General features: G+C 64.1%; 13 protein-coding genes. 7 read left to right on the top strand and 6 right to left on the bottom strand.

All coding sequences use genetic code 11. The features are described 5' to 3' along the window. Window positions 1-57: 57 nt before the first annotated feature. Window positions 58-522, top strand: coding sequence for a transcriptional regulator NrdR (gene nrdR / locus RHODMAR_RS17260; RefSeq protein WP_008716872.1), 465 nt, complete (start codon window positions 58-60; stop codon window positions 520-522). 13 nt (window positions 523-535) lie between these two features. Here the strand turns inward: nrdR and hrpA are convergent, their stop codons facing one another. Continuing rightward, on the bottom strand, window positions 536-4,432 hold the full coding sequence (hrpA, locus tag RHODMAR_RS17255) for an ATP-dependent RNA helicase HrpA (protein ID WP_008716870.1): 3,897 nt from the start codon (window positions 4,430-4,432) through the stop codon (window positions 536-538). Window positions 4,433-4,502: 70 nt separating this feature from the next. Here hrpA and RHODMAR_RS17250 point away from each other — a divergent pair, with 70 nt between their 5' ends. From RHODMAR_RS17250 to RHODMAR_RS17230, 5 genes are all read left to right on the top strand, one after another. Further along, window positions 4,503-5,162, top strand: a complete 660-nt coding sequence (locus tag RHODMAR_RS17250; RefSeq protein WP_051048098.1) for a Pr6Pr family membrane protein — start codon at window positions 4,503-4,505, stop codon at window positions 5,160-5,162. Window positions 5,163-5,321: 159 nt separating this feature from the next. Beyond that, window positions 5,322-5,933, top strand: a complete 612-nt coding sequence (locus RHODMAR_RS17245; protein ID WP_042939671.1) for a TetR/AcrR family transcriptional regulator — start codon at window positions 5,322-5,324, stop codon at window positions 5,931-5,933. A gap of 47 nt (window positions 5,934-5,980) precedes the next feature. Continuing rightward, window positions 5,981-7,501, top strand: a complete 1,521-nt coding sequence (locus tag RHODMAR_RS17240; RefSeq protein WP_042939669.1) for an acetyl-CoA acetyltransferase — start codon at window positions 5,981-5,983, stop codon at window positions 7,499-7,501. Then, on the top strand, window positions 7,498-8,289 hold the full coding sequence (locus RHODMAR_RS17235; protein ID WP_008716862.1) for an enoyl-CoA hydratase-related protein: 792 nt from the start codon (window positions 7,498-7,500) through the stop codon (window positions 8,287-8,289). Before RHODMAR_RS17240 ends, RHODMAR_RS17235 begins: the two co-directional genes overlap by 4 nt. 197 nt (window positions 8,290-8,486) lie before the next feature. Then, a complete protein-coding gene (locus RHODMAR_RS17230; RefSeq protein ID WP_008716861.1) occupies window positions 8,487-9,767 on the top strand; it encodes an aminotransferase family protein in 1,281 nt (426 codons plus the stop codon). Here RHODMAR_RS17230 and RHODMAR_RS17225 read toward each other — a convergent pair. After that, window positions 9,751-9,981: a hypothetical protein gene (locus RHODMAR_RS17225; protein WP_042939667.1), complete on the bottom strand. Its 231-nt coding sequence runs from the start codon at window positions 9,979-9,981 to the stop codon at window positions 9,751-9,753. The genes RHODMAR_RS17230 and RHODMAR_RS17225 overlap by 17 nt on opposite strands. A gap of 59 nt (window positions 9,982-10,040) precedes the next feature. Between RHODMAR_RS17225 and RHODMAR_RS17220 the strand changes: the two genes are divergently transcribed. Then, a complete protein-coding gene (locus RHODMAR_RS17220; RefSeq protein WP_008716859.1) occupies window positions 10,041-10,685 on the top strand; it encodes a hypothetical protein in 645 nt (214 codons plus the stop codon). Here RHODMAR_RS17220 and RHODMAR_RS17215 read toward each other — a convergent pair. The 4 genes from RHODMAR_RS17215 to RHODMAR_RS17200 form a co-directional block, all read right to left on the bottom strand. Next, window positions 10,675-11,346 carry a PhzF family phenazine biosynthesis protein gene (locus RHODMAR_RS17215; RefSeq protein ID WP_008716856.1) on the bottom strand — a complete coding sequence of 224 codons (672 nt, stop codon included), beginning with the start codon at window positions 11,344-11,346 and terminating at the stop codon, window positions 10,675-10,677. The genes RHODMAR_RS17220 and RHODMAR_RS17215 overlap by 11 nt on opposite strands. 12 nt (window positions 11,347-11,358) lie before the next feature. Next, entirely contained in the window at window positions 11,359-13,875 is a 2,517-nt protein-coding gene (locus RHODMAR_RS17210; RefSeq protein WP_008716855.1) for a DEAD/DEAH box helicase, read from the bottom strand. 70 nt (window positions 13,876-13,945) lie between these two features. Continuing rightward, window positions 13,946-14,986, bottom strand: coding sequence for an alpha/beta fold hydrolase (locus tag RHODMAR_RS17205; RefSeq protein ID WP_008716853.1), 1,041 nt, complete (start codon window positions 14,984-14,986; stop codon window positions 13,946-13,948). Between the two features lie 261 nt (window positions 14,987-15,247). Further along, window positions 15,248-16,192, bottom strand: a complete 945-nt coding sequence (locus tag RHODMAR_RS17200) for a proteasome assembly chaperone family protein (protein ID WP_008716851.1) — start codon at window positions 16,190-16,192, stop codon at window positions 15,248-15,250. Window positions 16,193-16,233: the final 41 nt, after the last annotated feature.

Below are 16,233 nucleotides of genomic sequence, written 5' to 3'. Positions count from 1 at the left end.
GACTGCTCCGACACGCATGTTCGACGTCGGAGCATCGGCTACGACGGAGGCTCCCTCATGCATTGCCCGTTCTGCAGGCACCCCGATTCACGCGTGGTCGACTCGCGTGAAATGGACGAGGGGCAAGCAATCCGGCGTCGTCGCTCCTGCCCGGAATGTGGACGACGCTTCACCACGGTCGAGGCCGCAGTGCTTGCCGTCGTGAAGCGCAGCGGAGTGACCGAGCCGTTCAGCCGCGAGAAGGTCGTCAAGGGAGTCCGCAGGGCCTGTCAGGGCAGGGATGTAGACAACGATGCGCTGAACCTACTGGCTCAACAGGTCGAAGATGCCATCCGAGCCGCCGGTTCCGCCGAGATCCCCAGCAACGAGGTGGGGTTGGCCATCCTGGGTCCACTTCGAGATCTGGACGAGGTTGCCTATCTGCGGTTTGCATCGGTGTATCGCTCGTTCAGCTCGGCCGAGGACTTCGAGAAAGAAATACACGAGCTACGCAAGCACCGAGAGTCCGCCGACATCGACTGACGTCAGCGCTCGGTCAGCGGGACTGATCCGAAATCGCTTTTTCGATACGCTTTTCCGACACCGGGTACGCCGTTCGAATTCCTTGTGCGAACAGTCCTACCCGCAACTCCTCGATCATCCAGAACAACTCCTGGACACCCGCACTGTTCCTTCTGCCCTCCGGAAGCGAATCCAGCAGCCGTCCATACGAGGCGTAGACGCGATCGAGAACATCCATCGCAGCGGCGTCTCGGCCTGCACTGCTCGGTAGCGTGGCCAACCTCTTCGTCGCTGCAGCAAGATAGCGCGGCAGGTCTGCTAGTCTGCGAGAACCGAACTCGGTGACGAAACCGCGAAAGATCAAGCCCTGTAGCTGTTCCCGAACATCGTCGGCGGGTTCACCGAACGACGACTGTAACTGCGCAGACACCGTCAGAGCTGCCGTCAGCACAGGGCGCACCAGCGCCAGAATTGTCGAGGTACGCCGAGGGACCTCGGCGTTGACCAGTGTCCGGAGTTTTTCGAAGGCCTCCGGATCGCGAACCGGGCCACCATGGGCGTCCATTGCTTCCTCGACCGCGAGAACTCGACATTCTTCGAGCAGCGCGTCGACGCCACCGTACGGATTCTGTCCGAGCGCAAGACGTTCCGCGGTCGGCAGACCGGCCAGCAGTGCCTTGGTTCCCTTCGGTGCCGTCGAGAGCAACAGAGCTCTCGTTCCCGAGCGCATCGCTGCACGCTGCTGGGCGGGGGTGCTCAGAACACGGACCGCAACTCCAGGTCCTTCCGGTATCAACGCCGGGTAGCCGGTGACCTTCTGTCCGCCCACGTCCCGGGTGACGGTTGCCTCCAATCGTCCCAGAGTGCTCGAGGTCCAGGCCAGCGACGGCGCGCGCTCGGCGTCACCGACCGCGCTCGCGACCTGACGACCGACCTCGCCCGACAGGCTGGAGCGCAGAGCAGTCAGATTCTTGTTGCTGCCCAACACCTTTCCGTTGGGATCGACGGCCGCGAACGTCATCTTCAGATGCTCGGGCAGCGCCGTGACGTCGAAGTCCTTCGCGGTGATGTGGCATTGGGCAGCTCGGGAGAGCTCGCGAGCCAAGGCCGTCACCAGAGTTTCCGCTCGCGGTTTCATGACCGCCAGTGCCGCGGCAGCGAAGTCAGGTGCGGGAACGACGTTGCGACGCAGTGCCTTCGGGAGCGTCTTGATCAGCGCCGTCACCAATTCCGCGCGCATCCCTGGAACCAGCCAGTCGAAGCCCACCGGCTGGACCTGAGCGAGCAGTGCAATCGGAATGCGTGCGGTGACGCCGTCGGCGGCCGTGCCGGGCTCGAACTGATAGGTCAGTGGGAACTGGATCTCGCCCTGTCTCCAGGCGTCGGGATACGCACCGGTGAGCACCGAGGCCGCGTCGGAGTTGACGACGGTGTCGGTGGTGAAGTCGAGAAGGGTCGGATCCTGCCTGCGGGCCTTCTTCCACCACGTGTCGAAGTGTCGCGCCGAGACCGCCTCCGCGGCGATGCGGGCGTCGTAGAAGTCGAACAGAGCGTCGTCGTCGACGACTATGTCGCGTCGCCGAGCGCGATGCTCGAGCTCACCGACGTCGTCGAGCAGTGCTCTGTTCTTGTGGAAGAACGCGTGTTGAGTCTTCCATTCACCGTCCACCAGAGCATGTCTGATGAACAGCTCCCGTGATGCCTCGGGGTCGATTCGGTGGTAACCGACCGGTCGTTGCGTCACCAACGGGATGCCGTAGAGCGTCACTCGTTCGTAGGCCATCGCGGATTCGCGCTTGATGGACCAGTGCGGCTCCGAGTACGTCCGCTTGACCAGGTGTGGTGCGAGTCGTTCGGCCCACTCGGGTTCGATACGGGCGGCCATGCGGCCCCAGAGCCGTCCGGTCTCCACCAGTTCGGCGGCCATGACCCAGCGCGGCGGCTTCTTGAACAGGCCGGAGCCGGGGAAGATCGCGAAATGCGCCCCGCGCGCACCCAGGAATTCTCGCTTGTCACCCTCCTTGAGTCCGACGTGCGAAAGCAATCCGGACAGCAGTGACTGGTGCAGAGCAGTTTCGGTGGAGTCGGCGTCGGGTACCGTCCAGCCGAGCCCACGGGTGATTTGACGGAGTTGGCCGTGTAGGTCCTGCCACTCGCGAATTCGCAGGTAGTGCAGAAACTCGGTGCGGCACATGCGCCGAAACTGGTTCGACGACAGCTCGTTTCGCTGTTCCCGCAAATAGGTCCAGAGCTTGACGTAGGCCAGGAAGTCGGAGTTCTCGACCGCGAAGCGGGCGTGTTTTTCGTCCGCCGCCTGCTGATGCTCGGCGGGCCGTTCCCGGACATCCTGGATCGACAGGGCTGCGATCACCACCAGAGCGTCGCGCAGTGATCCGTTGCCGTTGGCCTCGACCAACATTCGTGCCATCCGGGGATCGACCGGCAACGCCGAGAGTTCCCGGCCGATGGGGGTGAGCTCGGCAGTGCCGTCCTTGGTGGCCGGCTTCAACGCTCCGAGCTCGTCGAGCAGCCCGATTCCGTCTCGGATGCTGCGTGGGTCCGGTGGCTCGACGAAAGGAAACGCGTCGATCTTGCCCAGGCCCAGTGCGGTCATCTGCAGGATGACCGATGCCAGATTCGTCCGCAGAATCTCGGGTTCGGTGAACTGCGGCCGCGACTCGAAGTCCTCTTCCGAGTACAACCGGATGCAGATGCCGTCGGCGACGCGGCCGCAGCGCCCCGCTCGCTGCCGCGCCGACGCCTGGGAGATCGGTTCGATGGGTAGTCGTTGCACCTTGGTACGCAACGAATATCGCGAGATGCGAGCGGTACCGGGGTCGACCACGTAGCGGATACCGGGGACAGTCAACGACGTCTCCGCGACGTTCGTCGAGAGCACCACCCGTCGGCCCGAGTGCGGTGAGAACACACGATGCTGCTCGGCCGCAGACAGTCTCGCGTACAGCGGAACGATTTCGGTACTGCGAAGATTGCGGTCGTTGAGCGCATCGGCGGTGTCGCGAATTTCGCGTTCACCGGAGAGGAACACCAGGATGTCGCCGTCGCCTTCGGCCATGAGTTCGTCGACGGCCTGGCAGGTCGCGTCCACGGGGTCGAGATCGATCGTCGTGTCCCCGGCGTCGACGGTCAGTGGCCGATAGCGCATCTCGACCGGGAACGTTCGTCCCGAGACCTCGATGATCGGGGCGGGCACCCCGTCTCGGGCGAAGTGCTGGGCAAATCGTTCCGGGTCGATCGTCGCCGAGGTGATGACGATCTTCAGATCCGGTCGCCGGGGGAGAAGCTGCGCCAGGTAGCCCAGGATGAAGTCGATGTTGAGACTGCGCTCGTGCGCCTCGTCGATGATCAGGGTGTCGTACTGGCGAAGCAGCCTGTCCCGCTGGATCTCGGCCAGCAGGATGCCGTCGGTCATCAACTTCACCAGCGTCGAGTCCGAGGACTGATCGGTGAATCGCACCTTGTAGCCGATGGATTCACCCAGTGGCTCGCCCACCTCCTCGGCGATGCGCTCGGCCACCGTGCGGGCAGCGAGTCGTCGAGGTTGAGTGTGTCCGATCGACCCCCGAATGCCGCGACCGAGAGCGAGACAGATCTTGGGAATCTGCGTGGTCTTACCCGATCCGGTCTCGCCGGCGACGATCACCACCTGGTGCGCGGCGATGGCGGCCGAGATGTCGTCCTTGCGGAGACTGACCGGAAGCGACTCGGGAAAATCGAGGGTGGGAACGGCGGCTCGACGGTTCGCGACCACGGCCTCCGCGCGCGTGACATCACGTTCGAGGGCCGCGAATGCGTCGTCGGTGCGGGCCTTGTCCAGTCGCCGCCGCAGCCGGTTCTCGTCGCGGATGGTGACGTGAGCCAGACGGGTGGCGAGGGCTTTACGCTGACCGGACGAATTAGAGGTAGACATACTCGCACCAGGATATCCGTTTCGACGCAACCACCGTGAATGCCGGTCTCCACTGTGTCAGGATCGCGGTATGAGCATCTCGCACGATGTGACTGCCGAGCCCCGAACGCCGGTACCGATCAGGACGATGCGGGTGCTGTTCGCTGCGCTCACCGCGGCGGCGCTGGTCTCGATCGTTCTGAACGGTCTTGCTGCGCCGACCTTCTCGTTGGTCAATTACTTCAGCTATTTCACCGTCATCAGCAACGTGCTGACGGTGCTGGTGCTGACCGTGGGAGGCGCGATCGATCCACGGTCGGCAGGGTGGCAGCTTTTCCGTGGAGCCGTGACGCTCTACATGGTCATCACCGGGATCATCTACGCGGTGCTGCTCTCGAACATCGATGTGGGGGTCGCGGATCCGTGGACCAACAACGTGGTGCATCGCATCATGCCGGTGATCATGCTCCTCGACTGGATTCTTGCTCCCTCGCGGCGGCGGATCTCCGAGTCCCGCAGCCTCACCTGGCTGCTGTTCCCGCTGATCTACGGGACTTACACCCTGATTCGCGGGCCGTTCGTCGATTGGTATCCCTATCCGTTCCTCGATCCCCGTAGTCAGGGGTATCCGACGCTGGGTGTGGGACTGCTCGTTCTCCTCGTCGCTTTCGCATTGATGGCCTTGACGGTCGACGCCGTCGGGCGGCTGGCGGGACGGTGGAGGTACGGATCGGACTCCACTGCTGGGTAGGGCTCTTGACGAGAACGAGCCGAACCGCAGTTCCATGGCGTGCGGTTCGCGCGTCGACGGATGGCTCCGCCTCGAGGACATCACCGGGCCTGCCCGGCGGGATCGGGGGCGATGGCTCGGGCGGATCCGCTCGGACGTCGGGAATGCGATAATTCGCGAATGTCATCGGAGCGACAGCGCGGGCCCGGTAGGCCCCGCGATGTGGACCTGGAGGACCGCGTCTACGACGCAGTCCTGCAGGTCTACTGGGAAACCAGCTGGCGTGGATTCACTTTCGACGCCGTGGCGCGTCGCGCAAAGGTGGGTAGGGCGGCGCTCTACCGGCGGTGGGAGAGCAAGGAACACCTGCTGGTCCAGGCCTTGGAGGCGCGATCGCCGTTGTCGACTCCGATCGACACCGGCACGGTTCGTGGTGATCTCCTCGAACTTTCTCGTCAGCTCGGCGATGGATACGCCGAGCTTTCGGGCCTGGTGTCGCTTCGCGTCGCGCTCGACGCAATGGTCAATCCGGACCTTCTCTCTCACCTCACCGACACCCTCAATCGAAGTCGATTGGTCACCACGAGGCAGATCGTCCAACGCGCGACCGGGAGGGGTGAACTGCCGGAGGGCACCTCGATCACACTTCTTCTGGAGCTGGTGACAGGTGCCATTCTCACCCGAGCGCTGTTCTCGCAGGCGCACGCCGATGCTCAACAGTCGGACCCCACGCGCCATTCGGCGCGGATCGTGGACACGGTGCTGCGCTCGCTGGGAGCGACACCGGACTGAGGCGTGTGCTATTGCGGACAATTAATGTCTGTATTACCGTGCGAGGGATGACAGACCCCACGAGAATTCCGGTGATCGTCGGCGTGGCCGATGTTCGCTCGGGACGAGCCGGATCGCCTGCCCCACCTCGCGAGCCGCTGGAGCTCATCGCGGATGCGGTCGCGAACGCTCTCGCCGACTCCGGCGTGGACGGTCTGGGAACGAGCGTCGACTCCATCTACGCAGTGAAAACGGCGAGCTGGTCCTACGACGCACTACCCGAACTGATTGCGGAACGGATCGGTGCTCACGCGCCGACAACGTGGACGAGTCCCATCGGCGGACACTGGCCGGCGGCGCTGCTCGACCGCATCGGATCGACAATCGCCGAGGGATCGTCGTCGGTGGCGCTGCTCGTCGGTGGTGAAGCGCAGGCATCGGTGACCGCGCTGACGAAGCTCGGCGAGGATCCGGCTGCCCAGGGGTGGTTGACCGCCCCGGGCGGGCCACCCACCTTCACCTCAGACGATCTGGGCAGCACGGAGATGCAGCGTGCCGGAATCTTCGCACCGACCCGGGTCTACCCGTTGTTCGAGAACCGATTCAGTCACGACACCGGTCACAATCCTCGACAGTCGCGGGAATACTCGAGCCGCATGTATGCGCAGTTCTCCGAACTGGCTGCTGCGCATCCGTGTTCGTGGATACCGACCGTTCGAACATCGGACGACATCGCGACGGGCGGACCACAGAACCGCCAGGTCAGCGATACCTATACGTTGACCATGAACGCGATGCCGTTCGTCGACCAGGCTGCCGCAGTCGTCGTCTGCTCGTTGGCTGCGGCACGGGATTTCGGTGTCGCCGACGATCGCCTCGTCTTCCTGTGGGGCGGAGCAGGGGCGACCGATCCGGTCGATGTACTTGCGCGGACCGATTTCGGACGTTCGGCAGCACTGACATCCGCCGTCGACCGCACACTCGCCGGAGCGGGGATTACGGCGGACGAACTCGGCATCGTCGACGCCTACAGCTGCTTTCCGGTGGTGCCGAAACTGTTGATCCAAACCCTGGGTCTACCGGAATCCACCGTGCCGAGTGTGCTGGGCGGGCATTCGTTCTTCGGTGGTCCTCTCAACAGCTACTCACTCCACGCGATCGCCGAGGTGACCCGGTTGCTGCGCAGCGGCGACGACAGGCCCGCATTGGTGCACGCGAACGGCGGCTATCTGACCTACCAGCACACCGTCCTTCTTTCCCGCTTGCAACACCGCGACGGGTACATCGGTGCCCCTGACCCGTTCCTGCTGCCCGCCGACGCCCCTGCCGTCGTGCACGACTACCGCGGTGAAGCCCGAATCGAGACCGCAACAGTCGATTTCGACCGAGATGGTAATCCGAAATCAGGGTTGGTCATTGCGTCGACCCCGGACGGATCGCGCATCGCGGGACACACGGATGCCGATGATGCGGCGGCTTTGGTTCGTGGGACCCACGGGGGAGATCGATCTCTGGTCGGCGCTCCGATCACCGTCACCGACAGTGGCGGTCACATTACGATCTCATTGAAGGAAGAGGTAGAGGCATGACCGATGTCGTTCTGACCGAGACGCGAGGGCACACGCTTCTGGTTACGATCAACCGGCCCGAGGCGGCGAACAGTATCAACGCCGAGGTGCATGGCGAACTCGGTCGAGCGTGGGAGCATGCCCAGGCCACCGACGACATTCGGGTAGTGGTGTTGACCGGGGCCGGCCACGCCACATTCTGCGCCGGTGCAGACCTGAAGGCGCTCGGCACCGCCGGACCCGAGGGGGTGACTCCACGGGACACCGCGCACTGGGGTTTCGCCGGGGTGGTCAAGCATCACATCACCAAACCGATCATCTCGGCAGTCAACGGCAGCGCACTCGGCGGCGGCACGGAGCTCGCTCTCGCGGGCGATCTCGTTGTTGCAGCGGATACTTCGACATTCGGTTTGCCGGAGGTCAAGCGCGGCTTGATCGCCGGAGCCGGCGGTGTGTTCCGACTGGTCCAGGCGATCCCGCGCGCAATCGCTCTGGAACTGCTCTTGACCGGGACGGCGTTGAGCGCCCAGGACGCCTTGCGGTGGGGCCTGGTCAACCGTGTCGTTCCGCAAACCGACGTCCTGGAGGCAGCTCTCGAGATGGCCGACACCATCGCTGCCTGCGCCCCGTTGGCGGTGCAAGCCAGCAAGAGCGTCGCGCGCGGCATGGTGGATGGCACCGTTCCCACCGAGGCGCAGGGGTGGGAGCTCACCGAGCAGGCCCTCGCGCGCTTGACCACCTCCCAGGACACGCTGGAAGGAATCATGGCCTTCCTGGAGAAGCGCGAACCGATCTGGAGCGGAAAATAGCTGCTGCACTGATGGATACGTGGGATACCGAAGAGCGTAGAGCTCTGCGCGATCTCACCCGAAACATCACCATCGAGCTCGTCGTCACCCATCTCGCAGGCTGGGAGTGAGACCATCCCACCGAGATGACCTGACGTTCGACCAAGTTTCGCGACGGATCTGTCTCGATCGGATGGGATTCCACTAGTCTGTACCGCATGTCTTCTGACCTCGATCCAGCGGCCGGGCGAACCGCCTCGACTGGAACCACACACACTTCCGCGCTGTGGCACGGCTTCGCCGACATGGGCAATGTCACCGCCAGTGGCCCGTTCGTCGTCTCGCGAGGCGAGGGTGCCTACATTTTCGACAACGAGGGTACGAAGTACCTCGACGCCACGGCAGGACTGTGGTTCACCAACGTCGGCCACGGCCGCCGCGAGATCGCCGATGCGGTTGCCACGCAGTTGAGCTCGATCGCCCACTACTCGAACTTCGGTGACTTCGTTCCCGAGACGACGCTGGCTCTGGCCGATCGCCTCGCTGCCATCGCACCGGTGCCGGGAAGCAAGATCTTCTTCACCTCGGGTGGCTCGGACTCCATCGATACCGCAGCCAAGCTCGCGCGTCGCTACTGGGTAGAAATGGGACAGCCGTCCAAGAAGCTGATCGTCGGTCGGCAGAAGGCCTACCACGGCATGCACGTCGCGGGCACCGCGCTGGCCGGAATTCCGGTGAACAAGGAGCACTACGGCGAGCTCATGTCCGACGCGAGGACGGTGGCGTGGGACGACGCGAAATCACTGCTGGCACTGATCGAAGAGGTCGGTGCCGAGAACGTCGCCGCCTTCTTCTGCGAGCCGGTGATCGGAGCAGGCGGGGTGTACTTGCCGCCCGAAGGCTACCTGCGCGAGGTTCGGCAGATCTGTCGCGACAACGATGTGCTCTTCGTCGCCGACGAGGTCGTCACCGGTTTCGGTCGCATCGGCGGCAATTGGTTCGCCTCGACTCGTTTCGAGCTCGAACCCGACCTGATGACGACCGCCAAGGGTCTGACATCCGGATATGTACCCATGGGTGCGGTGTTCATCGCACCGAAGATCGCCGAACCGTTCTTCGCGGGCGGAGTCTGGTGGCGACACGGGTACACCTACGGCGGGCACGCAGGCGCGGCCGCCGCGGCGATGGCCAACCTCGACATCATCGAGCGCGAGGACCTGCTCACACACTCCAAGCGCATCGAAGCCGCACTGCATACTCACCTCGCACCGCTGGCTGCGCACGATCGAGTGGCGGAGATCCGCAGCGGAATCGGTGCGGTGGCTGCCGTCCAGCTCGCCGACCCGGCGGAGGCGTTGCCCTTCGTCAAAACACTTCGGGCGCATGGGGTTTCCGGCCGCGCCGCCGGTCAGGGTGCGATGCAGATCTCACCGGCATTCGTCATGACGGACGCCGAGATCGAAGAGTTGGCCTCGCGGATCCTCAGCGCGCTCGGCTGAACCGCAGTGCGCTGCGAAGCTGCTGCCCCCGCGAGAGCGGGGGAGCAGGTGCCGTATTCGGCTCACCCGAGATGGCCGCGAATCGCCGGTGCAGCTGATCGCGTACTTCCTCGGGCGCATAGGCACGCCGTTTGCGCTCGGATCGAACCACCAACGCCCCGGTGGCCGCGACACCGACCATCCCAGCGAGACCGAGAGCCTTCCACACGTTCATCCGGCAACCGTACCGTCACGACGTTCGGTCGCGGATGTGCCAAGACCTATGGTTGAGCCATGAATCCGTCGCGAATCGGCCTCGATACCGCCGTCGATGCCACCAGAACGGGTGACATCTGGATCTTTCGCGGACATTCGACGTCCGATCGCGCAATTCAGGCGCTGACCAACAGCCCCGTCAACCATGTCGGAATGGCCGTCGTGATCGACGACCTGCCGCCGCTGATGTGGCACGCCGAACTGGGAAAGTCATTGCAGGACATGTGGACCGGCAACTTTCAGCGTGGGGTGCAGCTACACGATCTGCGGGCGGCGGTGACCCAGTGGGCGACGAAGTACGAGCAGCGTTGCTGGCTGCGGCAATTGAAGAACGCCGTGACGAAGGAGCAGGAGGACGCACTGTTGCGCACGATCGCTCGCATGGACGGCACAGCTTTTCCCACCACCGCCGCACTCACCGGTCGGTGGTTCCGAGGACGTGTGCCGACACTACGTCGCCGCGAGCAGGACGGGGCCACCCTCGAAACCGCCTACTGCGCCGAGGTGGTCGCCATGACCTACGACGCGATGGGATTGCTCACCGGCAACAAGAAGGCCAACTGGTTCGACCCGGGGAAGTTCTGGAGCGGAGACCGACTGCCGCTCGCTGCAGGCGTGGGATTGGGCGAAGAAATAGAGGTGGACGTACCGGTCACCCGGTGACCGACGCGTCGCTCACCGTGCGTCCGCCCAGTTCTATCCATCCGCCGTCGATCGTCGTGGCCAGCCGCGAGCCGGCTCCCTGCGTGATGTGCAGACCGCGGCCGAGTTTGCCAGTGAGCCGGACGGCGGCAGCACCGGTCGCTTCGTCCTCGGCGATTCCCATCATGGGGGCGAACATGCGCGATCTCAGAGCCTCGTGCTCCTCGTCGGTCCAGGCCCAGACGTAGTGGTGCCCACTGTCGTAGGCGCTCGCCTCGGCCGCGGCCACCTCGGCCGTGTCGTGGACCTGATGGAACGTGAACTGCGGAGCCCACTCGGCGCGAGCTCGCACCCAGGTGTCCTCGCCGTCGTAGCGGATGCTCAGGTCTGCGGCCGGAACCGTCAGAGTCCGCACCGGATGGCCCTGTTCGCGCAGCCACCACGACAGCCCGACGGTGGGATGTCCGGCGAAGGGGAGCTCCATCGCGGGGGTGTAGATGGTGGCCGAGGCCGTACCGGGCTCGGTGCGCTCGACGAATACGGTCTCGCTGAAGCCGAGCTCGGCGGCGAACTGCTGCCTGTCCGCCTCGTTGACATCTTCCGCGGCGACGATGCCGAGGGGGTTGCCGAACGCGCCGTCGACATCGGTGAACACTCGGACGACGGACACCTCGACAGCCATGCTCGGACGGTATCAGCCTGCAGTGATCACGATCTCGTCGAACACGATCTCGCCCGCTGCGTCGGATTCCGGCACATCGACGACGGCGTCGAGCGACCAACCGTGGTCCCCGTCCGGATCCTCGAGCACTTGACGCACCGTCGTGGACTCCGCACCGACGTTCAAGGTGAACAGGGCAGGCCCCCTGGCCGAGGGTCCTGTTCCGATCGGGCCGTACTCGGCGAAGAACGGCTCGAGTTCGGCCTCCCAGTCAGGGCCGTCGTCGAGTTCGTCGAGTGCGTTCCATTGGCGACGGGCCGCCAGGTCGACCCGACGGAAGATCGCATTGCGAGCCAGTACCCGGAATGCTCTGGGATTGGCCGAGATCGGACGCGGGGTGTCGGAGCCGTAGGCCTCGATCAGCGCCTCCGGCTCTGCGCCGGGATCGGTCAGATTCTCCCACTCGTCGAGCAAGCTCGAATCGACCTGACGAACGAGCTCGCCCAGCCACTCGGTGATGTCCTGAACCTCTTCGGTACGAGACTCCGGCGGGACCGTCTGACGCAGTGTGCGATACGCGTCGGCGAGGTACCGCAACACCAGGCCCTCCGACCGCATCAAACCGTAATGGCTGATCAGTTCGGCGAAAGTCATCGCCCGCTCGACCATGTCGCGCACCACGGACTTGGGCGACAAGCCGACCTCGGAGAGCCACGGGTGCGTGCCGCGGTAGATCTCGAACGCCGGAACCAACAGTTCGGCAAGAGGTTTCGGCCAGGTGACCTCCTCGAGCAGCTCCATTCTCTCGTCGTACTCGATCCCGTCGGCCTTCATCTGCGACACCGCTTCGCCGCGCGCGGCATGCTGCTGTGCCATCAGGATCTGGCGAGGATCGTCGAGCGTTGATTCGATGATCGACACCACGTCGAGCGCATGTGTCGGTGATTCTGCGTCGAGCAGATCGAAGGACGCGACCGCGAAGGTCGACAGCGGCTGGTTGAGTGCGAAATCCGGTTGCAGGTCCACGGTCAATCGAGCGTGCCGGCCATCGGCATCCGGCTCGTCCAACTGCTCGACGATGCCCGCATCGACCAAGCCGCGGTACAGCGACAGTGCACGCAGGATGTGTTTGCGTTGAGCGGGCCGGGTTTCGTGATTGTCTTCGAGTAGGTGACGCATGGCATGGAAGCAATTGCCAGGCCGGGCAATGACATTGAGCAACATGGCGTTGCTCACCGAAAACCGGGAGGTGAGGGGCTCGGGACTCGCGGTGATGATCCTCTCGAACGTCGGCTCACCCCAGGAGACGAAGCCATCGGGCGCCTTCTTGCGCTGTACGCGCTTGAGCTTCTTCGGATCGTCACCGGCCTTGGCCACCAGGCGAGCGTTCTCGATGTCGTGCTCGGGGGCCTCGACCACGACCGTGCCGAGGGTGTCGTACCCCGCACGCCCCGCCCGGCCGGCGATCTGATGGAACTCACGGGCCCGCAGCTTACGGGTGCGAATGCCGTCGTACTTGGTGAGTCCGGTGAACAGCACCGTCCGAATGGGGACATTGATACCCACCCCCAAGGTGTCCGTTCCACAGATCACCTTGAGCAGACCGTCCTGCGCGAGCTTCTCGACCAGCCGTCGATACTTGGGCAGCATGCCTGCGTGGTGCACGCCGATGCCGTGCCGAACCAACCTCGACAGTGTTTTTCCGAAGCCGGTGGTGAAGCGGAAATTGCCGATGGCCTCGGCGATCTGGGCCTTCTCCTGCTTGGACGCGACGTTGACACTGGTCAGGGCCTGGGCCCGTTCGAGGGCCGCGGCCTGGGTGAAATGGACGACGTACACCGGCGCGAGGTGCGTCTGCACCAGTTCTTCGATGGTTTCGCTGATCGGGGTGGTGACGTAGGAGAACATGAGCGGTACGGGACGCTCGGTTCCGGAGACGACGGTGGTCGTGCGCCCGGTGCGTCTGGTCAGATCGTCCCGGAAGAACGACACATCGCCGAGGGTCGCCGACATCAACAGGAACTGAGCGTGCGGCAGCTCGATCAACGGAACCTGCCAGGCCCACCCTCGATCGGGCTCGGAGTAGTAGTGGAACTCGTCCATGATCACTTGGCCGATATCCGAGTCGGCACCCTGGCGCAGGGCAAGGTTCGCGACGATCTCGGCGGTGGCACAGATGATCGGCGCTCGCGAATTGACCGACGCGTCGCCGGTCATCATGCCGACGTTCTGGGCACCGAAGATCTCGCACAAGGCAAAGAATTTTTCGCTGACGAGTGCCTTGATCGGAGCGGTGTAGAAGCTACGTATACCTGCTGCCATCGCCGCGTAATGGGCACCGATGGCGACCATCGACTTACCGGAGCCGGTCGGCGTCGCGAGGATGACGTTGGAGCCAGCCACCAGCTCGATGAGAGCTTCCTCTTGCGCGGGGTACAGCGTCAGGCCTCGGTCGGCCGTCCAGCTGGTGAAGGTGTCGAACAGGACATCCGGATCGACGCCGCCGGGTTGCGCAGCGGTGACATCGGGAATCAGTTCGGTGAGAAGCACCTCTACAGGCTATGTGGGATCAGCGGCCGGTCCCGCATCGACACCTTGCCCGTGGGTTCGAGTCGATGCCTCAGGTCGCACTGCGTTCGTCCGAACCCATGGCTCCGAGCACGGCGAGGCGGGTGCTTGCGGTCCCGGTGATCATGTCTTCGCCTACACCGGTGATGAGCAGGTTGCGCCACCGCACCTCGTCGAAAGCCAGTGACGGTGTCGAGTCGATGAAGTCCTCCACGACCTGCAAGAAGCGCATGGGGTCGTCTCGGAACGGAAAATGCCCGGAGTTCTCGAACACCTCCAGTGTCGAGCCGGGCATGGCCGAGTGCGCGAGGCGAGCATGGCTGACCGGAATGACCGAATCCTGATCACCCCACACGAGCAGCACCGGCAGATTTTCGGTGAGGTAGCACCGGTCCAGCATGGTGACCACCTGACCGCGCCAGTCGACCACGGCGCGCAGGGTTCGCAGGTAAGCCTCGTACGTAGTTGGGGCCGGGAGTTCGCTCAAGACCCGAATCAGATCGGGGGTGTCGTGCAGCAGCGAACCGGGTCGGAGCGGTGAGCTGTGCAGCTTGCTGAGCACACCGCCGGCCAGCTTGACCGCAGGGATCGCACCAGGGAGTCGGAGCAGCTTGACCGCTTCACTCAAGAACGGCATCGACGCGAGCCGCAGAATGGGGTGCACATCCTTGGTGACGCCACCGGACGATACCAGCGCCAACCTGTCGACCATGTTGGGAAACTGGTAGGCGAACTGCATCGCAACGCCGCCGCCGAGTGAATGGCCCACCACCGTGACGTGCTCGATTCCGAGCACCGAAAGCAGATCGCGCATGCCGTTCGCGTAGGCGGCGACGGAATAATCTGCCCGCGGCTTGTCCGAACGACCGTGTCCGAGAAGATCGGGCGCGATCACCGTGTAATTCTTGGCGAGGTGCGGGATGACCTCGTTCCACGTCTCCGAGTTGTCACCGATCCCGTGGATCAACAGAACCACGGGACCTTCACCGGCCATTCGGAACGCCCGCCGATATCCGTGAATGGTCCGAAAGATCAGCCGTGGTTCTTCGTCGGGAACCGGGCGGAGCTTGCGATTGCGCGGAGTGGTAGACATCTGCGCCTCCTGACATTCCCTGGCGCGCCGTCAGGCGGCACAACACGGAATCGCCGTGTACGAGTGTGTATACATACGCACCGGAGTACGTGTTGCTACGACTCTCGCACGAGATGGCGCTGCGGGCAGAACATCGAGCGTATTTACGGTTACAGGTATGTTTCGATCCGCTTCCGCTGTCCGATATGACCGCGTTCCCGCCGGCGCTCTGTGACCCGTCACACTGTCGAGTCGGTGTCGGTGCCTACTTCGAGTCGGTGCCTACTTCGAGTCGGTGTCGTCGCCTTCGTCGAGGCCGGCCTGCTCGGCGAGGAAGCGTTCGAACTCGGCACCCAGCTCGTCGCCGCTCGGCAGCGGCTCGTCGCCTGCCAACAACGTCGACTGTTGCTCCTGCGCCGCGACGTACGTGTCGTACTGACGCTCGAGCGCCTGCACGACCGATTGCACTTCCTCGTTTCCGGTGATGTGCTCGTTGACCTGTTCGCGTACCCGCGCAGCGGCCTCACCCAATGCCGCCAGCGGCAGATCCAGCTCCGCGGCTTCGCTGACGTTCTCGAGCAGCGTTTCGGCTGCGCCGGGGTAGTCCGTCTGAGCAAGGTAGTGCGGGACGTGAACCGAGAAGCCCATCGATTCGTGGCCGTGCTGTGCCATGCGAAGCTCGAGCAGAGACGATGCGCTACCGGGAACCTGCAGGTCACCTGCCCAGCTGCTGCCTTCTTTGACCAGTGCTTTGTCGCTGGCGTGGGCCGTCACCCCGAGTGGGCGGGTGTGCGGAATGGCCATCGGGATCGAGCCGAGCCCGATGGTGCGCCGAACTCCGAGTTGCTCGGCGAGCAGGCGAACTGCGGTCGTGAACTTCTCCCACCGCAGGTCGGGTTCCATGCCCGCCAGTAGCAGGAACGGTGTACCTGCGTTGTCCTTCACCGCATACAGATTGAGCTCGGGCGCGTCGTAGTCGGAAAAGTGATCCGACTTGAACGTCATCGTCGGACGACGGGACCGGTAATCGATCAACTCGTCGACGTCGAACGACGCAACCAGCTCGGACTCGAGGCTCTCGCGCAGATGAGTCGTTGCCAGCTTCACCGCGTGGCCCGCGTCGGAGAATCCCTCCAAGCCGTGCACGAGGACGGGTCCGACGCCGTCGTTGGAGAAGATTTGCGGTGCCGGAAACTCCAGCTCGTACATCTTCGACTGTTCGGTCATGGCCGGGCCCCTTTCGGATCGACTCGTCTGTGCCTGGGCAC

The organism is Rhodococcus sp. AW25M09, assembly GCF_000333955.1.
In the GTDB taxonomy this organism is placed as follows: domain Bacteria; phylum Actinomycetota; class Actinomycetes; order Mycobacteriales; family Mycobacteriaceae; genus Rhodococcoides.
The sequence above is the reverse complement of the archived record's forward strand: the minus strand, read 5'-3'. Positions and strand labels throughout refer to the sequence as shown.